The 22,199-nt window shown below is 73.0% G+C and carries 19 protein-coding genes, 1 tRNA gene and 1 riboswitch; of the genes, 3 read left to right on the top strand and 17 right to left on the bottom strand.

Features of this window, described 5'->3' with window-relative positions:
* Positions 1–72 precede the first annotated feature (72 nt).
* On the top strand, positions 73–2,208 hold the full coding sequence (locus AC1C2V_RS08965) for a PQQ-dependent sugar dehydrogenase (protein ID WP_495389245.1): 2,136 nt from the start codon (positions 73–75) through the stop codon (positions 2,206–2,208).
* Between the two features lie 75 nt (positions 2,209–2,283).
* Complete coding sequence (locus tag AC1C2V_RS08960; protein ID WP_495389244.1) at positions 2,284–3,285, top strand: sugar phosphate isomerase/epimerase family protein; 1,002 nt, start codon at positions 2,284–2,286, stop codon at positions 3,283–3,285.
* A gap of 29 nt (positions 3,286–3,314) precedes the next feature.
* Here the strand turns inward: AC1C2V_RS08960 and AC1C2V_RS08955 are convergent, their stop codons facing one another.
* From AC1C2V_RS08955 to AC1C2V_RS08900, 12 genes are all read right to left on the bottom strand, one after another.
* On the bottom strand, positions 3,315–5,123 hold the full coding sequence (locus tag AC1C2V_RS08955; RefSeq protein WP_495389243.1) for a hypothetical protein: 1,809 nt from the start codon (positions 5,121–5,123) through the stop codon (positions 3,315–3,317).
* Positions 5,124–5,150: 27 nt separating this feature from the next.
* A complete protein-coding gene (locus tag AC1C2V_RS08950; RefSeq protein WP_495389242.1) occupies positions 5,151–7,088 on the bottom strand; it encodes a hypothetical protein in 1,938 nt (645 codons plus the stop codon).
* Positions 7,089–7,545: 457 nt separating this feature from the next.
* Positions 7,546–7,619: transfer RNA gene (locus tag AC1C2V_RS08945), tRNA-Pro, on the bottom strand.
* A 57-nt stretch (positions 7,620–7,676) separates the two neighbouring features.
* A complete protein-coding gene (ribH, locus tag AC1C2V_RS08940) occupies positions 7,677–8,204 on the bottom strand; it encodes a 6,7-dimethyl-8-ribityllumazine synthase (RefSeq protein WP_495389241.1) in 528 nt (175 codons plus the stop codon).
* Positions 8,201–9,562 (bottom strand): bifunctional 3,4-dihydroxy-2-butanone-4-phosphate synthase/GTP cyclohydrolase II, encoded by a 1,362-nt coding sequence (locus tag AC1C2V_RS08935; RefSeq protein WP_495389240.1) that lies wholly within the window; start codon positions 9,560–9,562, stop codon positions 8,201–8,203. The genes ribH and AC1C2V_RS08935 overlap by 4 nt, the downstream gene beginning before the upstream one ends.
* Entirely contained in the window at positions 9,559–10,194 is a 636-nt protein-coding gene (locus AC1C2V_RS08930; RefSeq protein WP_495389239.1) for a riboflavin synthase, read from the bottom strand. The genes AC1C2V_RS08935 and AC1C2V_RS08930 overlap by 4 nt, the downstream gene beginning before the upstream one ends.
* Before the next feature lie 3 nt (positions 10,195–10,197).
* Entirely contained in the window at positions 10,198–11,310 is a 1,113-nt protein-coding gene (ribD, locus tag AC1C2V_RS08925; RefSeq protein ID WP_495389238.1) for a bifunctional diaminohydroxyphosphoribosylaminopyrimidine deaminase/5-amino-6-(5-phosphoribosylamino)uracil reductase RibD, read from the bottom strand.
* Between the two features lie 142 nt (positions 11,311–11,452).
* Positions 11,453–11,582: riboswitch (FMN riboswitch) on the bottom strand.
* Between the two features lie 68 nt (positions 11,583–11,650).
* The gene (locus tag AC1C2V_RS08920) at positions 11,651–12,697 is read right to left on the bottom strand and encodes a hypothetical protein (protein ID WP_495389237.1); all 1,047 of its coding nucleotides are present in this window, start codon (positions 12,695–12,697) and stop codon (positions 11,651–11,653) included.
* A 30-nt stretch (positions 12,698–12,727) separates the two neighbouring features.
* Positions 12,728–14,302, bottom strand: coding sequence for a ribosome biogenesis GTPase Der (gene der, locus AC1C2V_RS08915; RefSeq protein ID WP_495389236.1), 1,575 nt, complete (start codon positions 14,300–14,302; stop codon positions 12,728–12,730).
* A gap of 94 nt (positions 14,303–14,396) precedes the next feature.
* Positions 14,397–15,101, bottom strand: coding sequence for a (d)CMP kinase (gene cmk / locus AC1C2V_RS08910; RefSeq protein WP_495389235.1), 705 nt, complete (start codon positions 15,099–15,101; stop codon positions 14,397–14,399).
* Between the two features lie 81 nt (positions 15,102–15,182).
* Positions 15,183–16,073 (bottom strand): pseudouridine synthase, encoded by an 891-nt coding sequence (locus AC1C2V_RS08905; protein WP_495389234.1) that lies wholly within the window; start codon positions 16,071–16,073, stop codon positions 15,183–15,185.
* 84 nt (positions 16,074–16,157) lie between these two features.
* Positions 16,158–16,724 carry a TetR/AcrR family transcriptional regulator gene (locus tag AC1C2V_RS08900; RefSeq protein ID WP_495389233.1) on the bottom strand — a complete coding sequence of 189 codons (567 nt, stop codon included), beginning with the start codon at positions 16,722–16,724 and terminating at the stop codon, positions 16,158–16,160.
* A gap of 261 nt (positions 16,725–16,985) precedes the next feature.
* Between AC1C2V_RS08900 and AC1C2V_RS08895 the strand changes: the two genes are divergently transcribed.
* Positions 16,986–17,408, top strand: coding sequence for an organic hydroperoxide resistance protein (locus AC1C2V_RS08895; RefSeq protein ID WP_495389232.1), 423 nt, complete (start codon positions 16,986–16,988; stop codon positions 17,406–17,408).
* 47 nt (positions 17,409–17,455) lie between these two features.
* Here AC1C2V_RS08895 and scpB read toward each other — a convergent pair whose 3' ends face one another.
* From scpB to AC1C2V_RS08870, 5 genes are all read right to left on the bottom strand, one after another.
* Positions 17,456–18,172 carry an SMC-Scp complex subunit ScpB gene (gene scpB, locus AC1C2V_RS08890; RefSeq protein ID WP_495389231.1) on the bottom strand — a complete coding sequence of 239 codons (717 nt, stop codon included), beginning with the start codon at positions 18,170–18,172 and terminating at the stop codon, positions 17,456–17,458.
* Positions 18,169–19,071, bottom strand: a complete 903-nt coding sequence (locus AC1C2V_RS08885) for a segregation and condensation protein A (RefSeq protein ID WP_495389499.1) — start codon at positions 19,069–19,071, stop codon at positions 18,169–18,171. The genes scpB and AC1C2V_RS08885 overlap by 4 nt, the downstream gene beginning before the upstream one ends.
* Complete coding sequence (locus tag AC1C2V_RS08880; RefSeq protein WP_495389498.1) at positions 19,064–19,879, bottom strand: ParA family protein; 816 nt, start codon at positions 19,877–19,879, stop codon at positions 19,064–19,066. The genes AC1C2V_RS08885 and AC1C2V_RS08880 overlap by 8 nt, the downstream gene beginning before the upstream one ends.
* Before the next feature lie 204 nt (positions 19,880–20,083).
* Entirely contained in the window at positions 20,084–21,085 is a 1,002-nt protein-coding gene (xerD, locus tag AC1C2V_RS08875) for a site-specific tyrosine recombinase XerD (protein WP_495389230.1), read from the bottom strand.
* Positions 21,086–21,136: 51 nt separating this feature from the next.
* A complete protein-coding gene (locus AC1C2V_RS08870) occupies positions 21,137–22,057 on the bottom strand; it encodes a heme o synthase (RefSeq protein ID WP_495389497.1) in 921 nt (306 codons plus the stop codon).
* Between the last annotated feature and the right edge of the window lie 142 nt (positions 22,058–22,199).

The following is a 22,199-nucleotide window of genomic DNA, read 5'->3' as shown; positions in this document are numbered from 1 at the left end:
GTCTTGCTGACTCGACCACGGTGACAACCACCCGCACCACAGGTGAGTCGTCGCCAGACGGGAGAAGGCACTGTGCGCACAAATGCTCGTCGCAACGTCGCGACCGGCGCAGCGGCCGCGCTGTTGACAGTCGCGTTCGTCACCACCGGACAGGCGTCCACCACGGACGACCCACCTCCGGACGACAGATTTCAGAAGGTCACGCTCAACGACCGGCCCGGCGAGCCGATGGACCTCGCCGTGCTCCCCAACAACGACGTCCTGCACGTCACTCGGGCCGGCGAGGTCTGGCTCAACGAAGCGGCCACCGGGGTCAACCGCATGATCGCCGAGCTCGACGTCTACCAGCACGACGAGGAGGGACTGCAGAGCATCGCCCTCGACCCGAACTTCGACGGCAAGACCAACCGCTGGATCTACATGTACTACTCGCCGCCGTTGGACACCCCGGTCGACGACCCCTCGACCCCCGACGTCAACGAGGGCGACGCGCCCGCGACGGGGACGCCGGAGGACTTCGCGCCGTTCGAGGGACTCATCCGGTTGTCGCGGTTCCAGTACCACCGCGGCGAGATCGACCTCGGCTCGGAGCAGCAGATCATCGACGTCCCGGTCGACCGCGGCATGTGCTGCCACGTCGGCGGCGACATCGTGTTCGACTCCGACGGCAACCTGATCCTCTCGACCGGGGACGACACCAACCCGTTCTCCTCGGACGGGTACACCCCGATCGACGACTCCCCCGGCACCAACCCCGCGTTCGACGCGCGCCGCACGGCGGGCAACACCGACGACCTGCGCGGCAAGCTCCTGCGGATCACGCCGAAGCGCGGCGGGGGCTACACGATCCCGAAGGGCAACCTGTTCAGGCCCGGCGCTCCGGACACCCGTCCGGAGATCTACGCGATGGGGCTGCGCAACCCGTTCCGCATCGAGATCGACCCGGACACGGACGCCGTCTACGTGGGGGACTACTCCCCCGACGCCGGCGAGGCCGACCCCGCGCGCGGTCCGGCAGGGCACGGCAAGTGGACGATCGTCGACAGGCCGGCCAACTACGGCTGGCCGCTCTGCGCGACGGCGGAGCTGCCCTATGTCGACTACGACTTCGCGACGGGGCAGTCCGGCGAGCCGTTCGACTGCACCCGCCCGGTCAACGACTCCTCGCACAACACCGGGAGGACAGTGCTCCCACCGGTCCTGCAACCGGATGTCTGGTACTCCTACGGCGTGTCCGCCGAGTTCCCCGAGCTCAGCGTCGGCGACGACGACGGCATCGGACCGATGGCCGGCCCTGTGTACCAGTTCGACCGGAAGGACGCCCAGCGGCCGCGGGCGGTCGCGTGGCCGTCCTACTACGACGGCGTCCCGCTGTTCTACGAGTGGACGCGCGACTACGTCAAGGCCATGCACCTCGACAGGCGCGGCGGGCTGGCAGAGATCGAGCCGGTGCTGCCCTCGTTCGTGTTCGACAACCCGATGGACATGGAGTTCGGGCCGGACGGCGCGCTCTACGTCCTCGAGTACGGCGACGGGTACTTCGCAGAGAACCCCGACGCACAGCTCGCGCGGTACGACCACATCGGCCGCGGCGGGAACCACAGCCCGGTCCCGGTCATCGGTGCCGACGTCACCTCCGGCCTCGACCCGCTGACGGTGACCTTCTCCAGCGCGGGGACGACCGACCCGGACGGCGACCGGCTCCGTTACGCGTGGGACTTCGACGGTGACGGCGACGTCGACGCGCGTGGACCCGACGCGACCCACACCTACGACGAGCCCGGCGTGTTCCGCGCCACCCTGACCGTCACCGACGTCGGCGGGCGGGACCGCGGACGGCACGCCTCGGCCGACGTCGACATCGTTGTGGGCAACGAGACCCCGCAGGTGAGCTTCGTGACCCCGGTCGAGGGCCAGGAGTTCTCCTTCGGGGACACGGTGACCTACGAGGTCGCGGTCACGGACGACCAGCCGGTGGACTGCGCCCTGGTCGAGGTGACCTTCGTCGTCGGGCACGACGACCACGGCCACCCGCAGACCACCGCGTCCGGTTGCACGGGTTCGATCGTCACCACGGTGCCGTCGGGCCACGACCCCGGGAACGACACGCTCCGCGGCGTCTTCGTCGCCGAATACACCGATCCCGGGACCGATGGCCTCCCCGGCCTCACCGGCAGCGACGAGGTGGTGCTCGTGCCCACCGAGTGACGGCACGACGGGTGCCCGGCCGGCGACGGCCGGGCACCCCCCTTTCCTGATGCCTCAACGAAGAGGAGTCGAATCATGTGTTACGGCTACGACGGCGACGAAGCGTTGCGCCGTTCGCTCGACACCCCGGGCGCGCCCGAGCCCGCTGGCCCGTCCCGTCGCGCGTTGCTGCGGGTCGCCGCCACCGGAGCGGCCGGGCTCGCCCTGACGGGCGCCGCCGCGGGGACCGCGGCCGCGCACCCGCACCAGCACCGGTGGCCCTCCAGGGGCCGCCGGGTTCCGCCCGGGCGCATCAGCCTCCAGCTGTGGACGGTGCGCGAGGGCCTCGGCGAGCCGTGGGGACCCGGCGTCTACGACGAAACCCTCACCGCCGCCGCCCGGACCGGCTATCCACGGGTGGAGCAGGCGCTCGGCTACTTCGGCAGGACGGCGAGAGAGCTCCGCGCCTTCTACGACGACATCGGTCTGCGAGCGACGTCGTCGCACGACGGCATCTCCGAATCCCGGGCGGCCATGCATGAGAAGTTCCAGAACGCCGTCACCCTCGGCCAGCGCTACGTCGTGGTGCCGTTCCTGGACTCGGCGTCCCTGTCGGACTGGACGCAGTGGGCCGACCAGATGAACCGGGAGGGCCGCGTCGCACGGCAGTACGGACTCGCGTACGGCTACCACAACCACGCCCACGAGTTCACCACCGATCTCGGCGGCGGCATCACGCCCTGGGACGTGCTGACGTCTAGGCTCGACCGCCGATACGTGCACCTCGAGATCGACATCTACTGGGTCGTGACCGGCGGCGTGAACCTTGGGCTGTCCAACGACGCCGCCCAGCGGTTCGCCATCCGCACCATCCGCAGGTCACCGCTCCGCGTGCGGCAGTACCACGTCAAGGACCGCCACACCACAGGCCCCGAGGAGACGAGCCACGCCGACCTCGGCACGGGCTTCATCGACTTCGAGCGGTTCTTCCGCGCGCAGGAGGTGGAGGAGTACATCGTCGAGAACGACACCCCGGACGTGACGTACCTCCAGACGGCGGACGTCGGGTACGACTACCTCAGGAGGATCCGCTTCTGATCACCGATGCACGGCGGCGCCGATTGCAGTCAGATCAGCTCGATGTCGAACTGGCCGTCCTCGACGACGAGCGGCCCGCAGGCGACGTCGAGCTGCGGCACGGTGTTCTGGCTGACGGGAAGGCCCCCGATGATCTGCGCCGCCTCGGTCGGCTTCAAGCCCGCGCCCGCGGTGTTCACCGTCTGGACGTAGAGGTAGTGCTTCCACTCGCCGAGCGGGACGTCGATCGCCTGCATCGCGCCGGTGTACAGGCAGCCGTGACGCAGGATCCGCACCGCGCGCTCGATGAGCTTCGGGTCGTCGATGCGCTGCAGGGTCGCGACGAGTCCCGTGAGCGCCTCCTCCTTCTGCGCCCGGACGGGCTCGCGGAGCACGACGGGATAGGTGCTGTCGATCCCGCTGGGGGCCAGCAGGGCAGTCACCTGGAAGCTGGAGCAGCGGCAGCGCTTGACGATGATCGCCCGTGCCGACGCCGTCGTGCTGCCGGCAGTGTCCCGCCCCTCCGACGCCGGCCCGGGCTGTTCGCTCGTCACCTCGGGCGGTGCGCTCACGAACTGGCCGAGCCGCACCGGCGCCGGGCCCGTGCGCCGGGAGAACGCGGCGATCTCCTCGGGGGTGAGCTCCACGTGCTCGTCGGGCTGGTCGCCGCGGGGTGCGCAGCGCTCGGGGAGGATGAGCGCATAGAGCCGGATGGTCTCGCCGGGCGCGTAGTGCGTCCGGTCGGTGAGCAGCAACTTGTCCGTGAGGACGTGCGGGTTGACCTTCGACTCGCTCACCTCGTGGGTGAGGTCCGCCGCCGTCGTGTGCCGCGTGTACTCCCAGTCCGTGTCGACGGCGAAATGCGTACCGGGAACGGGCAGTGTGGGGTACTTGAGCGCGACCGATGTCGACTCGCGCACCGTCAGCGCTCCGGCGGGTGGCACCGTCGCCTCTTGCCCGCGCCGGGTCGGGTCGATCTCGTCGCTCAGTGCCGCCGCGACCACGGCCGCGACCGCTGCCCCCGCGAGCACGGTGCCGACGGTGGTGTTCGGTGAGTCCAGCCGGAAGAAGTGCAGCGGGTTGCACACGTCGAGCTGGAACCCGATCTCGAGCGAGTCGTCCAGCCCGACGGGGGACGGCTGCACCACCGGCGTGCCGGGCGCGCCGTCGAGCACGTGTTGGTTGCTCAGGACGAGCGGGTCGCCGCTGGTTCGGTCGAAGACGACCGACCCCAGGGTCCCGTACCAGAACGGCTTCGTGTTGACACCGACGGTGATCCCACCGACAAGTGGGTCCTTGCGGTCGTCCCGCGACCCCGACGCGCCGGTCGGGCGCAGCTGCGGCAGTTCCCGGACGTCGGTCGGAACGCCGTCGATCTCCCGCGGCACCTCGCGAAGCTGACGGCGTTCGAGCTGCTCGCCCGTGAGCTTGCGCGCCACGAAGAAGGTCAGGGCGACGGTCCGGTAGTCGGTCGTCCCGCCCGTGACCTTGTAGGCCACGCCGATCCCGGTGACGTTCGGCTCGGCCAGCCACTCCTCGCGGATCCGGTCGAGGGCGGCAGCCGCGGCAGTCTGGGACGCGACGATCTCGGGGGCCTCGGCCGGGGCACCCTGCTCGACGACGTCCACCGGGACACCGCCGAGCTCGTGGGGAAGCGCGGGCACGTCGTCGGCCTCGAGCTCGTCGGGGCTGCGCTTGGTCCTGACCGTCACGACGACGGCGAACTCGTCGGTGACGACGCCGCCTCGTCGTCGCGGCCCGACACCGACAGCGATCACGCCCGGGATCCTGAGCAGCTCGGTCTCGTGCGCCTCGGCGGCGGCGATCGCGGCGGCTACGGCGTCGTCGAAGGTGTTCATGGCGGGTCCTCCGAACGTGGGTGCGGGTCAGGTGTTGAACCGGATGCCGAGGCGGTCGACCACCTCGGTCAGGGGGTTGCCGACGGCGGAGACGCCCAGGTCCTCGGTGTCGCCGGCGAAGTTCAGGGCGACCGGGCGCTTCGTCGCTAGGTCGACCCATGCGGAACCGGAGTCGCCGCCCTGGGACAGCGGCTGCTCCATCCCTACGATCTGCTCCACGAGCACCTGGTTCGTGAAGCTGACCGTGCCTGAGATGGTGTCGTGGGCGTCGTAGGGGACGTTGGTCGCATAGGTCACGCTCGTCACGACGCCGCGCGTCGTGCCGCTGCGGCCACCGGACTTCCAGACGACGTTGCCCACGGTCGGCGGTTCGACACCGAAGGCACCGTTGTCGGTGCGGTCGAGAGAGATCACGCCTCCGAGCGCCTCGATCGGCCGGCCGTTGTTGACGTCGTCGCCCTGCGCGTCCTGCGATCCGAGGTCGACGCCGCGCGAGCCGTTGAGGCTGCTGACCGCGGCGTCGACCCCGTTGGTCATGGCGTCGCCGTTGCGCAGGACGGAGCCGATGACGTACTGCGGGTCCTGGCCGGCGCTGACGTAGTCGTAGACCAGGGAAGCGATCGCCAGCAGCACCGCGACGATGATCAGCACCACCTTCCACCACGGGTCCTCGAACGCCAGCGGCCCGAGCTGCCCCGCGTAAGCAGGGTTGGGCTCGATCGAGTACTCGATGGCGAACGGGAGCCAGCCGACGGGCTTGACCCGGCACCAGCCGTCGCTCCCGCTGCCCCCGCCCCAGCCGCCGTCGTCGTGGTCGCCGTCCCCGTGGTCGCAGGGGATGCACGGGCCGCCGGGGCGGTCGCAGCGGCCTCGGCAGGGGTCCTGCCCGCCGCAGTCGCAGCACTTCGTGTCCGACGGTGCTCCACAGCATGCCAGCACGAGGTCGCGCAGGCGGGAAAGTTCGTCGCCCTCGCCTGAGCCGTGGCCGGACGTTCCGGGCCTTCCGCGGCCGGGCCGGGTCGCCGCCTGCCGGCCGGCCGCGACCTGGTTCAGGCAGGCGATGAGGTCCTTTGCCGCGTCATTGGCGGCCTTGAGGTCGACCACCATGGAGGTCACCCGCGCCCGCAGGCGGCCCTCGGGTACGTCGCAGACGAGCTCCTTGGTCACCGGGTCGAACGAACTGCGGCTGATGAAGATCTGCTTGCGCACCACGCGCGAGGGCTCGTCGAAGCGCGGGTCGAAGGCTGCCCGCTGGGCGACGAACCCGATGGTGGGTTTGGACGGCCCCGCGGCCGCGACGTCGAGCTTGAAGTAGACCGTTGTCGTCTCGCCGACGTCGAGATCCGGCACCAGGACGTAGCCGCCGTCCACCACCTGGCCGAACGCCTCTTGCTCGCGGGGCTGCCAGTCGTCGTGCACCACGATGCCTTGGGCGGCCAGCGAGGCACGGGACTGCGGCGAGATGCCGATCTTCATCCCCGTCGCGGGGAAGGTCGACTGCCAGTCGAAGAACCAGGAGTTGCGCACGGTCACGCCCATGTACTGCACGCCCTGGGAGGTATCGAAGACCCCGTCGGGGAGCATCACCTTGCTGCCGCGCTCGACGGCGAACGGCCGCTGGTCCACCGCGAACGGCGCATCAAGGCACTCGAACCTCACCGTGAGGTCGTCGAAGTCGCCGTCGCGCTTGTCGGGAAAGTTGTCGTCCGCCCTGAGGAAGCGTGCGATCACCAGCGGACTGGTCTGGCCCACCGCACTGATGACCCCGCTCGGCTGCCAGCCGGAACCCTCGCCGTCGTTCCACTGCAGCTCGACCTGCGCGTCCGAGAACTCGAAACTGTTGCCGACGACGCCGTTGTAGGCGCCGTTGCCGCTCCCACCGCTGGTGACCAGCACCCGCTGGCCGAAAAGAGCCGTCCTGCCGGTGACCGTTCCGCGCCACCGACCCTTGAAGAACTCAGCCATCGTCGTGCCTTCCGCCAGCGTGAGTCATGCGGCCGGCTTGCCGGGGACGGCTAGGCCGACGCGTCTACAAAGAAGAGAGTTGCTGGGTTCTCCGAGTGATACAGGCCGGGCGGGCTCGAACGCAGGCGAACCGGCTCCTCGCCGATCCGGCCCGGGGGCGTACCGTCCAGGGCCAACTCCTCTTCCGCCGCCCGCGACCTTCCGGTCGGCCGACGCGGCGATGTGGACCTCTCCGACGGTCGACTCCAGGGAGGTCTCGGTGTTGGTCTCGCCGAGGCCGCCAGGTGCCCCAGGTGCCTTTGTCGGAGGTGGCCTCTTCGGAGGGCCCAGTCGTGGGAGCGCCAGTGGCGCCTTCAGTCGCCTCACCGACAGGAACTGAGGGGCGAGGTGTGCACCTCGGTATCGGCGGCGACATGACGAAGGCCCGGGATCGGCTTCATCCCGGGCCTCGCATCTGTCGGGCTGACAGGATTTGAACCTGCGACCCCCTGACCCCCAGTCAGGTGCGCTACCAAGCTGCGCCACAGCCCGCCGGCCCTCAAAGTCGTGACACCAGCAAGGATGTCACCCGGAGGGCCGACGGAAATACTACCCCAGGTCGGACGCTGCTTCTGCATCGACCAGGGCCGCGTCGGGGCGTGCTCCGCGCACCTCGCCGAGCACGCGCGCGGTGGCCAGCGCGGCGGCGGCGGCCTCGTAGCCCTTGTCCTCGTGCGAGCCCTCGAGGCCGGCGCGGTCGAGCGCCTGCTGCTCGTCGTCGCACGTCAGCAGCCCGAAGCCCACGGGCACGGTGTGGTCGAGCGCCACGCGGCTGAGACCGTCGGTCGCGGCGGCGCACACGTAGTCGAAGTGCGGCGTGCCGCCGCGGACGACGACGCCCAGCGCCACGACGGCGTCGTACCCGGCGGCCGCGAGCGCCTGGGTGGCGACGGGCAGCTCGAACGAGCCTGGCACGCGCACGACGCGCGGCTCGACGACCCCGTGGTCCGCGCACGCCCGCAGCGCGCCGTCGAGCAGGCCGTCCATGACCGTCTCGTGCCAGCTCGCGGCGACGACGGCCACGCGCAGGTGCGAGCTGTCGACCGGCGCGGTCGCCGGCGCCCCCGCGCCGCTCATCGGGCGGTCCCTGCGGCGGTGGTCAGCGGGTGCTGCGTCATCGTTCCTCCAGCGGTGTCGAGCTCGGTGTCGAGTCCGGTGTCGAGTCCGGTGTCGCGCGGGGCGCCGCCCAGGTGCGGCAGGTCGTGACCCATGCGGTCGCGCTTGGTGCGCAGGTAGCCGAGCGTGCGCGGGTCGGTGGGCACGGCGAGCGGCAACCGCTCGACGACCTCCACTCCGCCGTCCTCGAGCCCCGCCTGCTTGGCCGGGTTGTTGGTGAGCAGACGCACGGCGCCGACGCCGAGGTCGCGCAGCCCGTGCGCGGCGGCGGTGTAGTCGCGGGCGTCGGCGGGCAGGCCCTGTTCGAGGTTGGCGTCCACGGTGTCGAGGCCCGCGTCCTGCAGGGCGTACGCAGCGAGCTTGGCCGCGAGGCCGATCCCCCGGCCCTCGTGACCCCGCAGGTAGACGACGACCCCACGGCCCTCGGCAACGATCCTGCGCAGCGACTCGTCGAGCTGCGGCCCGCAGTCGCAGCGCAGGCTGCCGAACGCGTCGCCCGTCAGGCACTCGGAGTGCACGCGCGTGAGCACGGGGCCGGCGGAGGGGTCCGTCAGGGCGTCGAGCTCACCGGCGACCAGCGCCACGTGCTCGTCGCCGGTCCGCGTGTCCCGGTAGGCGACGGCGGTGAGCTCGCCGTGGGTCGTCGGCAGGGTCGTGACCGCGACCCGCTCCACGAGCATTTCGGTGGCCCGCCGGTACGCGACGAGGTCGGCCACGCTGATCAGCGTCAGCCCGTGCTCGGCGGCGAACTCCCGCAGCGCGGGCAGCCGCATCATCGTGCCGTCGTCGTGCACCAGCTCGGCAAGCACCCCGGCAACGCCGCGCCCGGCCAGGCGGGCCAGGTCGACGGCGGACTCGGTGTGCCCGCGGCGCTCCAGCACCCCGCCGGGCCGGGCCCGCAGCGGCAGCACGTGCCCCGGCCGGGTGAGGTCGCCGGCCGCGGACGAGGGGTCCGCGAGCACCCGGGCGGTCAGCGCCCGGTCGGCCGCCGAGATGCCCGTCGTCACGCCCGCGGCGGCGTCCACGGTCACCGTGTAGGCCGTGCGATAGGCGTCCTGGTTCTCACCGACCATCAGCGGCAGCCGCAGCCGGTCGAGCGTCCGGCCGGACGTCCCGACGCACACCAGCCCGCTCGAGTGCCGCACGAGGAAGCCCATGAGCTCCGGCGTCGCGGCGTCGGCAGCGAAGATGAGGTCGCCCTCGTTCTCCCGGTCCGCGTCGTCCGCGACGACGACGGCCCTCCCGGCGGCGACGTCCGCGATCGCCCGCGCGACACGCTCCCGTGCCGCCGTCGCCTCCCGAGCCGTCCCCGCGCTCATCGGTCCGCCCCGCTCCCGGCGGGGGCGCGCAGGCCCTGCACAGCGCCGTACGACAGGTGCCGCTCCACGTACTTGCTCAGTACGTCCACCTCGAGGTTCACGGCCTCGCCCGCGCCGCGGCGCCCGAGGGTCGTGCGGGCCAGCGTCTCGGGGATGAGGCTCACCGTGAACGACTCGTCGCCCGCGTGCACCACGGTGAGGCTCACGCCGTCGACGGCGATCGACCCCTGCGCCACGACGTACCGCGCGAGGTCCACCGGCAGCGCGATCTCCACCACCTCCCACCGCTCGCCGGGCGTCCGCGACAGCACGGTGCCGACGCCGTCGACGTGCCCCTGCACCACGTGCCCGCCGAGCCGCCCGTCGGCCGCGAGCGCCCGCTCCAGGTTCACGCGGTCGCCGGGCTCGCGGGTGCCCAGGCTGGTGCGCTTGAGCGTCTCGGCCATGAGGTCGGCGGTCCATTCCCCGCCCTCGACGGAGGTCACGGTCAGGCAGCAGCCGTCGACGGCGATGGAGTCGCCGAGCCGGGTGCCCCCCACCACGGTCTCGGCGGCGACGGTCAGCCGCGCGCCGTCGGCGTCCTCGCGCACTGCGACGACGGTGCCCAGCTCCTCCACGATCCCGGTGAACATGGCTCAGCGCTCCTTCCGCGGCCGCAGGGTGAGCCGCACGGTGGTGGTGTCGGTGGGGTCCGCTGCGTCGCCGGCCGTGGGGGCGGGCAGCACGGTGACGTCGATCAGGTCGAGGCGAGCGGCGTCCGCGATGGTGCCGATGCCCAGGTCGGCGACGGCGGGGGCTCCGAGGCCGAGCAGCACGGGTGCCACGTAGGCGACCACCTGGTCGACGAGCCCGGCGCGCCAGAAGGCGGCGGCGAGCGCGGGGCCGCCCTCCAGCAGCACGTGCCGGTGCTCGCGGTGCCAGAGCGCGTCGAGCACCGCGTGCGGGTCGTGGGTGCGCAGGTGGTGCACGGCCTCCCCCGCCGCGGCGGCGCGCGCAAGGCGGGACGACGACGGCAGGTCGCGCAGGCCGACGACGACGCGGTCGGGCTGTGGCCCGCGCAGGTGCCCGTGCCGCACGGTGAGGTCGGGGTCGTCCGCCAGGGCGGTGCCCGTCCCGACCAGCACGGCATCGACGCCGGCGCGCAGCCTGTGCACGTCGCGGCGCGCCGCCCGGCCGGTGATCCAACGCGACGTGCCGTCGGCGGCGGACGATCGCCCGTCGAGGGTGCTGGCGAGCTTCCAGGTGACGACCGGGCGGCCGAGCTCGAGCGCCCGCGTCCAGGTCTCGTTGAGGGCGCGCGCCTCGTCGGCGAGCAGCCCGCTCGCGACGTCGACGCCCGCGGCGCGCAGCCGGGCGCCGCCGCCGGAGGCGGCGGGGTTGGGGTCGCGCTGGGCGTGCACGACGCGCGCCACCCCGGCCTCGCGCAGCGCGTCGGCGCACGGGCCGGTACGGCCGCGGTGGGCGCAGGGTTCGAGGGTGACGACGGCGGTCGCCCCGCTGGCGGCATCCGGACCGTGGGCCTCGCGCGCCCGCAGCAGCGCATCGACCTCGGCGTGCGCGGTGCCCGCGCCACGGTGATATCCCTCGGCGAGCACGCGGCCGTCGGGGCTCAGCAGCACGCACCCGACCCGCGGATTCGGCCCGCGGGCGGGGCCCTGCCTCGCGAGCTCCAGCGCCCGCCGCATCGCGGCGTCCTCCGCCGCGCTCGCCCCCGCCAGGGCACCCGTGGTGCCGGCCGGCTGTGTCATTTCCCTGCCTCCGTCGTCCGGTCGCGGACCCCGGAGACAGGAAGGCTGGGTCGGACGTGCTCACGACCGGCCGGGCCGCGAACGCCACCACGAGGGGGCGCCGGCCCACAAGGGACCGGGAACGGACCGGACGGGGAGCCCGCCGCGTGCGCTTCCCATCCGGACTTTGACCGTCGGTCCAGGAGTTCCACCTGGTCAACCGGTCACAGGATGTGACCGGGTCGCGGACTTTCACCGCCGGCTCGGATTTTCACCGACCCCAGAGCACGCGAGCTTCTCGCTCGTCATCGCTGACCGTGCCACGGAGCCCACGGCACTGCAAGCCCGAGTGACAGACGTCTCACGCAGCGGCACGACGGCGGGCGACCCGTCGTTCGTCGTCGCGACCGAGGGCCACCTCGAGGGCGGCGAGCACCAGCAGGTCCACGGCCAGCCCGGACACGGCCACCCACTGCACGGCGCGGAACGCGAGCAGCTGCGTGACGAGCAGGCTGACGAGGACCCCGCGCCGCACCCATACCGCGCCCGAGCGGTGGTCGCCGCGCCCGACGAAGATCCCCGTGACCACGCAGGCCACCGTGCAGGCCGCCGCGGAGAGGATCCCGACGCCCACCCAGCCGGGCACGTCGAGGGCGCCGGTCGCCGCCCGCAGCCCCACCACCAGCGACCCCGCGGCCGTGCCGAGCACCACAACCGCCACGACGGTGGCCGCCCACCGGTGCTCCATCGCGTCGGCGAACCACGCCGACCCCCTGCGCACGAGGGCGCGCACCGGGTCAGGCACCGCGACGTCGTCCCGCGGCACGGCCTCGACGAGGGCCGAGACCTCCGCCGCCAACGGCTCGTCGCGCCCGCGCTCCACGAGGGCGCGGGCCTCCGCGCGCTCTGCGCCCGTGAAGCCGCCGGCCACCCCCGCCACGGCGCGGTCGGTGGCGACGGCCAGGTACTCGGCGGGGTGGCGCTCCCGACGCCCGTGCAGCGCCTCCACGAGCAGCACGAGCACGACCACCACGGCGTAGATCAGGGCGGCCGTCGGCTCGTAGAAGTAGTCGTTGTCCGACGTGACGAACTTGCCGATCTCGTCGACGAACAGGCCGAAGCCGATCCCGCCGAGCACCGCGCCCAGCGAGCGCAGCGCCGGGCCCACCCACGACAGCAGGACCACGACCGCGAGCGCCATGCCGAGCCCGCCCCACAGCACGTGCGCCACGTGCAGCCCCCCGCCGCCCACCTGCGGGTAGCCGGAGGCGGCGAGCAGGAACCGGGTGACCAGCACGGTCGCCACGGTGAGCACGAGGAAGGTCACCAGGTGCCGCACGGCCGAGGTGTCGCGCGCCGCGCCCAGGCGCAGCAGGCGCCCCCTCCTGACGAGCGGCTCCGGCTTCATCGACGGCTCACCGAGGTGCGCACCGCCCGATCACCGCCGCCGCTTCTCGCGCACGCGCACGCTGATCTCGATGGGCGTGCCCTCGAAGCCGAAGGTCTCGCGCAGGCGGCGCTCGATGAACCGGCGGTACCCGGCCTCGAGGAAGCCGGTGGCGAAGATGACGAACCGCGGCGGCCGCGTGGCCGCCTGGGTGCCGAACAGGATGCGTGGCTGCTTCCCGCCCCGCAGCGGGTGCGGGTGCGCGGCCACGAGCTCGCCGAGGAACGCGTTGAGCCGTCCGGTCGGGATGCGGGTGTCCCATGATGCGAGCGACGCCTCGAGGGCCCGCTCCAGCTTGTCGGTGTGCCACCCCGTGCGCGCCGAGACGTTGACCCGCGGCGCCCACTGCACCTGCACCAGGTCCTTCTCGATCTCGCGCTCGAGGTACGGACGACGGTCGTCGTCCATGAGGTCCCACTTGTTGTAGGCGATGACGAGCGCGCGCCCGGCGTCGACGGCCTGCGAGATGACGCGCGTGTCCTGCTCCGTCATCGGCTGCGAGGCGTCGACCAGCACCACGGCCACCTCGGCCTTCTGGATCGCCGCCTGCGTGCGCAGGGAGGCATAGAAGTCAGCGCCGCGGGTCTGGTGCACGCGTCGGCGGATGCCTGCCGTGTCGACGAACCAGTAGGGCACGCCCTTGATCTCGACGAGCTCGTCGACCGGGTCGCGCGTGGTACCCGCCACCTCGTCGACGACGACGCGTTCGGAGCCGGCGATCTTGTTCAGCAGCGACGACTTGCCGACGTTCGGGCGCCCGACGAGCGCGACGCGGCGCGGGCCGGCCGGGCGCAGCTCGCCGTGCTCGGAGACCTCGGGCAGCAGCTTCATGGCGGCGTCGAGCAGGTCGCCCGTGCCGCGCCCGTGCAGCGCGGAGACCGGGTGCGGCTCCCCCAGGCCCAGGGCCCAGAGGTAGGCGGCGTCGGCCTCGCCCGACGGGCCGTCCACCTTGTTGGCGCACAGGATCACGGGCTTGCCCGAGCGGCGCAGCAGCTCGACCACGCGCTCGTCGGTCGAGGTGGCGCCCACTGTCGCGTCGACGACGAAGAGCACGGCGTCGGCCAGCTCGACGGCCACCTCGGCCTGCTCCGCGACCTTGGACTCGATCCCGGCGACGTCGACTTCCCAGCCGCCGGTGTCCACGAGGGTGAACTCCCGCCCAGCCCACTCACCGGGGTAGCTGACGCGGTCGCGGGTGACACCCGGGGTGTCCTCGACGACGGCCGCGCGGCGCCCGAGGATGCGGTTGACCAGGGTCGACTTGCCGACGTTAGGGCGGCCGACGACGGCCAGCACGGGCAGCGGAATCTCGCCCGGCCCGAAGCCGTCGGAGTCCCAGTCCGCGTCGAGGAGCGCACGGTCGGCCTCGTCGAGCTCGAACTCCTCCAGGCCGACGCGCAGGGCGCGCTCGCGCGCCTCGTCGTCGCCGTCGTCCTCGAGGACCTCGGCCACGGCGTCGCGGGTCGGCTCGTCGGTGGGCGCGTCATCGAGCTCGGGGCCGGCGCCTGCGATGGGGTCGTCGGTGGGCTCGGCAGCGGGCACGGAGCCGTCGGCGGGAGGGGTCATGGAGTCCATTCTCCCAGGCCTGGGCAGGTGTCACGAACGAGACCCCCGTCACGCGGTGCGCGGCGGGGGTCCCGCCGTCCGGCGCGGGGTCTCGTCAGGCCGTGACCTGGGCGACGACCGCGAGCACGGCGTCGACCGTCTGGTCGAAATCGAGGTCGGACGAGTCCACGGTGGCGACGCCGTCGGCGGCCACCCGGAACTCGCTCACGGTGGAGTCGTCGCGGTCGCGGCGCAGCACCTGGTCGCGGGTCGCCTCGACCGCGGAGTCGTCCGCCGCGCCGTGCACCTCGAGCGAACGGCGGCGCAGGCGCGCCTCCTCGCTCGCGGTGAGCAGCACGCGGGCGTCGGCGTCGGGCGCGACCACGGTGGTGATGTCGCGGCCCTCGGCCACGATGCCGTGGCCGCCCGAGAAGCCGCCCGGGACGTTCTCCACCTCGATGATATGGCGCTGGCGGCGGCGCAGCTCCGCGCGCACGTCCAGGTTGGTCGCGATCTGCGAGACCGCCGTCGACACCTCGGTGGTGCGGATGGCCTCAGCCACGTCGCGGCCGTCCAGGCGCACCGTGGGCTCGCCCGGGTCCACGCCCATCTCGAGCGGCATCGCGCGCACGGCGTCGGCGACGGCGGCCTGGTCCGCGAGGTCCGTGCCCCCCTCGACGCACCACAGCGTCGCCGCCCGGTACATCGCGCCCGTGTCGAGGTAGGCGAGCCCGAGCCGGGCGGCCACCGCCTTCGAGACGCTGGACTTGCCGGACCCGGAGGGACCGTCGACGGCGATGACGACCACGTGAGAGCTCACCTTCTGTTGTCGCACGGCCGGGCCGCGCAGCGCTTGCGGAGGACGGGGGCGGGACGGCGGACGGCAAGGCCCGCCGTCGGATCACATGTCGACGGCCCGCATGAGCGTGCCGAGCTCGATACGGCCGAGCACCCGCGTGCGCCCGACCCGCAGGTCGCCCAGGGCGATCGGCCCGATGCGGGTGCGCACCAGGCGCGCGACGGGGAAGCCGACGGCGTCGAACATGCGGCGCACGATGCGGTTGCGGCCCTCGTGCAGCACCACCTCGAGCATCGTGGAGCCGGGCACCGAGTCGACCACGCGCACCTTGTCCACGCGGGCGAGCCCGTCCTCGAGCTCCACGCCGTCGAGCAGCTGCTTCGCGTGGCGGGGGTAGAACTCGCCGCCCTCGACCGTCACCAGGTACGTCTTGCGGATCTCGTGGCTCGGGTGCGCGAGGCGGTTGGCGAGCTCCCCGTCGTTGGTGAGGAGCAGCAGGCCCTCGCTGTCGGCGTCGAGGCGGCCCACGTGGAACAGGCGCTCGGGCCGGTCCTTGACCAGGTCCGCCAGCGTGGCGCGACCCTCGGGGTCGCTCATCGTCGACACGACGCCGAGCGGCTTGTTGAGCGCGAGCGTCACCTTCGTGGTGTCGAGCTGGATGCGCAGCCCGTCGACGTGCACGACGGCCTTGGCCGGGTCGACGCGCACGCCGAGCTCCGTCACCAGCACCCCGTCCACCTCGACGTGGCCCTCGGCGATGAGCTCCTCGCACTTGCGGCGCGACCCGAGCCCGGCCTGCGCGAGCACCTTCTGCAGCCGCACGCCGTCGGCCACGTGCACGTCGCGGACGGGCTCCGCGGGACGTGCGGCGGCGGGGCGTGTCCGGCCGGACCGGTTGCCCGTCTGGTTGCCGCGCGACTGCGTCGGGCGGCGGGTGGTGGGGCCCTGCGGGCGGTTGGTGCGGCGGCTCCCGCCGCGGCGTTCGGTGCTCATGGTGCCCGATTCTCTCAGGTCGGGCCGGTCTCGCCGCACCGGGCCGCGACGCACGGGCCACTCCACCCGGGCCATTCCGCGCGGTCAGCGGCGGGCGGCGGGCGCCCGGTGGGCGGCCAGGACGGCGGCGAAGGCCGACGCGAGGCGCGGGCCCACCGCGGCCGCGTCGCCGACGTCCCCGCACACCATCGCCCCGTCGCGCAGCATCATCAGCTCGGCGGCCGCGGCCTGCGGGTCGCGCGCCCCCGCGGCGCGCGCGACGTCGGCGAAGAAGCCCTCGTACCAGGCGCGATGGCGCGCGACCGCCCTGCGCACGGGGTGGTCCGGGTCGGCGAACTCCGCCCCGGCGTTGACGAACGCGCAGCCGCGGAACCGGTCGCTCCGCGCCACGCCACCGAGGGTCTCGGCGAGCGCCGCGAGCGTGCCGTCCGGGTCGCCGGCGTGCTCCTGCCGGAGCCGCTCGAGCTGGTCCTGCTCCTGGGCGGCACTCGCGTCCAGGTAGGCCACGACCAGGTCGTCCTTGGTCGGGAAGTGGCGATAGAACGTGACCTTGGACACGCCCGCCGCGGCGATCACCTTGTCCGCGCTCACCGCGCGGATCCCGTCGGTGTAGAAGAGCGCGCCCCCCGCGTCGAGGATCCGACCGCGCACGTCCCCGCGTGGCGCGGGCGCAGGCACGGGTGTGGCCGGTGTTGCTGCCCTGGTTCCCATCGGTCCAACCTCTCACGGTCATCGCTCACGGCCATCGCTCACGGTCATCGGCCACGTCGCTGGCCGCATCATCGGCCGCATCATCGGCCGCATCATCGGCCGCATCGTCGGCCGCATCGTCGGCCGGAGTACCGGCTGCTTGCGGCAGCCGTCACGACATGGTTTAGTAGACGAACTAGTAACTCTACCTGAGGAGCACCCATGAGCGCGATCTACACCGCCGTCGCCACCGCCACCGGCGAGGGGCGCGACGGCCGCAGCACCACCGACGACGGGATCCTGGACGTCGACCTCGCCGTCCCCAAGGAGATGGGCGGCGCGGGTGGCGCCACGAACCCCGAGCAGCTGTTCGCCGCCGGGTACGCGGCCTGCTTCCACTCCGCGCTCAAGCTCGTCGCACGGCGGCAGAAGGCGGCCGTCGCCGACTCCGCGGTCGTGGCGGAGGTCTCGGTGCTGCCCACCGACGAGGGCGGCTTCCGGCTCGCCGTCGCGCTGCACGCCGAGATGACCGGCGTCGACCAGGCCACCGCCGACGCCCTGGTCCAGGCCGCGCACCAGGTGTGCCCGTACTCGAACGCCACGCGCGGCAACGTCGACGTCACGGTCGACGCCACCATCGCCTGACGCCGCCTTCCGGTGCCACCGGTCTGCTTGCCGGTCCGGTCACCGGTCTAGTCGCCAGGCTCGTCCACTGCGCCGAGCGTGAGCCGCGTCGAGGAGGGGTCGAGACCGACCGCCTCCTCGACGCCCGGCAGGTGGGGAGCGAGCGGCGGCAGCGCGTCGAGGGACGACCAGCCCATCCGGTCCAGGAACTCGCTCGTGGTGCCGAACAGCACCGCGCCGGTCATCGGGTCCTGGCCGGTCTCCGCGATCAGCCCGCGCGCCAGCAGGGTACGCACGACGCCGTCCACGTTGACGCCGCGCACGGCCGACACCTGACCACGCGTCACCGGCTGCCGGTAGGCGACCACGGCGAGCGTCTCCAGCGCGGCCTGGCTCAGCCGCGACGACTGCCCCTCCAGGACGAACGCGCCCACCACGTCGGCCTGCGCCCGCGCCGAGTAGACGCGCCAGCCGTCGGCACCCTCGCGCAGCTCGAACCCCCGGGGCCGGCCCCCGAGCTCGCCGCGATACTCCGCCGCCAGCTCCTGCAGCGTGCCGGCAACCTCCCGCACCGTCCGCGCGACCCCGGCCGCCAGGCGCTCCACGGTCACCGGCGAGTCGGTCACCATCAGCACGGCCTCCAGCGCCGCCGAAAGGCCCCCGGGCAGGTCGTCGACGTCGACCACGGCCGGGGGCGGCGCCCCCTCCGCGTCGGCCGCGTCCGTCCCTGTGTCCGCCGCCGTGTCCGCCGCCGTGTCCGCCGGCACGCCCGCCTCCTCCGTCATGCCACGACCTCCGTCGCGCCGTCGAACTCCTCGAAACCGGCCGCGAAGGCGGGATCCTCGTCGGGGTCCCCACCGTCCTCCGCCGTCCACCGCACCGTCAGCTCGCCCAGCGCCGTCACCTGCTCGAACGCCACCTGCCCGGACCGGAACAGCTCCAGCAGGGCGAGAAACCGGGCCACGGCCACCAGCCGCTCCTCCCCGGCGACGAGGGCGCGGAACGTCGCCGCGTGGTCCCGCCGCAGCCGGCGCGCCAGGATGCCGGCCTGCTCCCGCACGCTCACCGTGGAGGCGTGCAGGTGGTCGAGCCCCACGACCGGCGGAGCCTTCGGCTCCAGCGCCTTGGCCGCGAGCGTGGCGAGCCGTGCGCCGTCGAGCGTCCAGACGAGCTCCGGCAGGAGCGCCGCGAGACCCGGCTCGAGCGTCACCGCCCGCGGCACCCGGCGGCCCTCGGTCTCGAATCGCTCCGCGAGGACGCCGGAGATCTCCTTGTACGCGCGGTACTGCAGCAGCCGCGCGAAGAGCAGGTCGCGGGCCTCGAGCAGCTCCAGGTCGTCGGCGTCGTCCTCCACGACGCCGGGCAGCAGGCGCGCGGCCTTGAGATCCAGCAGCGTGGCCGCCACGACGAGGAACTCGCTCGCCGTCCCGAGGTCCCAGGACGGGTGTTCCTCGCCGCGCGCCGTCGCGGCACGCGCCTCCTCGTCCGCCGCGCGGATGTGCGCGATGAACTCGTCGGTCACCGCCGCGAGCGCCACCTCCGTGACGTCCAGCTCGTGCTTGGCGATCAGCGACAGGAGCAGGTCGAACGGACCCGTGAAGTTGTCGAGGTGCACCTCGAACCCGGGCCGGCCACCCGACGTCGCGGCGTCAGGCTCCGACGCGACGTCGTCAGCCTCAGGCAGCGTCACCACGGGCGACGAGCTCGCGCGCGAGCTGCCGGTACGCGGCGGCGCCGGCGTGCGCCGGGGCGTAGTTGGTGATGGGCTCCGCGGCCACGGACGCGTCCGGGAACTTCACGGTGCGACCGATGGTGGTGTGCAGCAGGGTGTCGCCGAACGCCTCGTGCACGCGGGCGACCACCTCGCGCGAGTGCAGCGTGCGGGAGTCGTACATCGTGGGCAGGATGCCGTCGACCTCGAGCGCCGGGTTGAGCCGGTCGCGCACCTTCTCGATCGTCTCCACGAGGAGGGCGACGCCGCGCAGCGCGAAGAACTCGCACTCCAGCGGGATGAGCACGCCGTGCGCGGCGGTGAGCGCGTTGACGGTCAGCAGGCCCAGGGACGGCTGGCAGTCCACGAGGATGACGTCGTAGTCGTCCAGGGCCGGGCGCAACGCCCGCGCGAGGACCGACTCGCGGGCGACCTCTCCGACGAGCTGCACCTCCGCCGCCGACAGGTCGATGTTTGCGGGCAGCACGTCCATGCCCTCGATCCTGGTGGGCTGGAGCACGTCCTGGAAGCTCACGTCCCGCTCCATGAGCAGGTTGTAGACGCTGAGGTCGAGGTCGTGCGGGCTGACACCCACGCCGACGGAGGCCGCGCCCTGCGGGTCGAAGTCGACGAGGAGCACCCGGCGGCCGTACTCGGCGAGCGCGGCGCCGAGGTTGATCGTCGTGGTGGTCTTGCCGACGCCGCCCTTCTGGTTACACATCGCGACGATGCGCGCCGGTCCGTGGGACGCCAGCGGCACGGGGTCGCGGAAATCGGGCATCGGTCGCCCGACGACGTCGGTACGCGGCTCCTCGACCTGCCCGGCCGGACTGCCCGGGGTGGGACTGGCCGCGGAGGCCGCGGCCGGTGAGGCGTCGCTCGTGGTCGTCTGCGTCATGATGTCGCTCCCGAGTCCCTCGCTCACCTGCGTCACGCTACCCCAGGGCCTCCCTGGTTCCGGGCGGCACGCCGGGCGCGGCGCGTGTCAGCCGAGCGCCCGCGGGTGCGCCGCGGCGTACACCTCGCGCAGTGCCTCGGGCGTCACCATCGTGTAGATCTGCGTGGTGGTCACCGACGCGTGCCCCAGCAGCTCCTGGACCACGCGCACGTCGGCGCCGCCCGCGAGCAGGTGCGTCGCGAAGGAGTGCCGCAGGGTGTGCGGCGAGACGTGCTGGGTGAGCCCCGCGCGTCCCGCCGCCGCCTGCAGCACCGACCAGGCGCTCTGCCGCGAGAGCCGCGCGCCGCGCGTGTTGAGGAACAGCGCCGGGGTTCCCCGGCCCGCCGACGCGAGCGGCGCGCGGGCGCGAACCAGGTAGGCCTCGAGTGCCGCGCACGCGTACGAGCCCACGGGCACGACCCGCTCCTTGTCGCCCTTGCCGCGCAGGCGGACGACGCCGCCCTGCGCGTCGCCCGCTTCGACCTGCCCGCCGATCCCGGGGACGCTGAGCAGCCCGTCGACGTCGTCCACGTCGAGGCCCACGACCTCGCTGATGCGGCCGCCGGTCGAGTAGAGCAGCTCGAGCAGCGCCCGGTCGCGCAGCGGGACGGCTCCGTCCCCGGCGCCGGCGGCGTCCAGGAGCCGGGCCACCTCGTCGATCGACAGGGCGTGGGGAAGGCGACGCAGCGCGCTCGGCGCGTGCACCTGGGAGGCCGGGTCGGCCCGGGTCGCCCCCTCGGCGTGCGCGAACCGGTGCCAGCCGCGCACCGCGGCGAGCGCCCGGGCGGTCGACGACGGCGACAGGGTCGCCCCGCCGTCCGTACCCTGACGCAGCACCAGCACGTACTCCTCGACGTCGCGCTCCCCCACGTCGTCGAGGGTGCGACGGTCGGTCGCGTGCAGATGGCGGGCGTACCGCGCGAGGTCCCGGCGGTAGGCGGCCACGGTGTTGGTCGACAGCCCGCGCTCCACGCCGAGGTGTGCGAGGTAGCCCTGCAGCGCGCTGGTCAGCGCGGGCGGCAGGGGCAGGGCGGGCGACGAGTCGGGCACCGGCCCATCATGCCGCGCGACGGCGACTTCTCGGATCGTCGGACGCGATCGTCAGAACGGCAGGAAGACGTCGACCGCCACCGCGATGAACAGCACCGTGAGGTAGGTGATCGAGCCGTGGAAGACCTTCATCGCGCCGAGCTTGCCGCGCTCGGGGTGGTCGGCGCGGCGCAGCATCGCGACCACGAGCCACAGGAACCACGCGCCGGCGGCGACAGCCACCACGGTGTAGGCCCATGTCATCCCCGCCAGCGGGACGAGCACGAGCGAGCAGGCGATCATCGCGACCGTGTGCGCGACCATCTCGATCGCGACCCGGCGGTCGCTGGCGACGACGGGGAGCATCGGTACGCCCGCGTTCGCGTAGTCCTTCTTGAACTTCACCGACAGCGGCCAGTAGTGCGGGGGCGTCCAGAAGAAGATGACGCCGAACAGCGCGAGTGCAGACCAGCTGAGCGACCCGGTCACCGCGGCCCAGCCGATGAAGACGGGCATGCAGCCCGCGATGCCGCCCCAGACGATGTTCTGCGGGGTGCGCCGCTTGAGGATCATGGTGTAGCCGACGACGTAGACGGCGATCGCCCCGAACGTCAGCCACGCGGACGCGACGTTGACCAGCAGCGCGAACCACACGAGCGAGACGACGCCGAGCGCGGTGGCGAAGACGAGCGCGGAGGGGGGTGCGATCTCTCCGGTCGCGAGCGGCCGCCGCTTGGTGCGATTCATGACCTTGTCGATGTCGCGGTCGAGGTAGCAGTTGAAGACGTTGGCCGAGGCGGCCGCCAGGGTGCCGCCGACGAGGGTGAGGAGCACGAGCCACAGGTCGGGCAGGCCGCCCTGGGCGAGGATCATCGTGGGCAGCGTCGTGACGAGCAGAAGCTCGATGATCCGCGGCTTGGTGAGCGCGACGTACGCACCCAGCACGTCGCGCCAGCCCTTGCGCGGCCCCGCGTCCTGGTCCTCGGCCGGCACGCCGGACTGGTCGGACTGGTCGGACCGTTCGGCGTCGGCACGCTCCCGCCGGGCCCGCACTGCCGCTCGGGTCGGCGTCGACGGGTGGGACGTCGTGGTGCTCGTGGTGCTGCTCACGCGCGTGCTTGTCCGTTCTCGGCTG

The organism is Isoptericola sp. Y541 (assembly GCF_059445465.1).
Note: the sequence above shows the minus strand (reverse complement) of the source record. Positions and strands in the feature narration are given on the sequence as shown.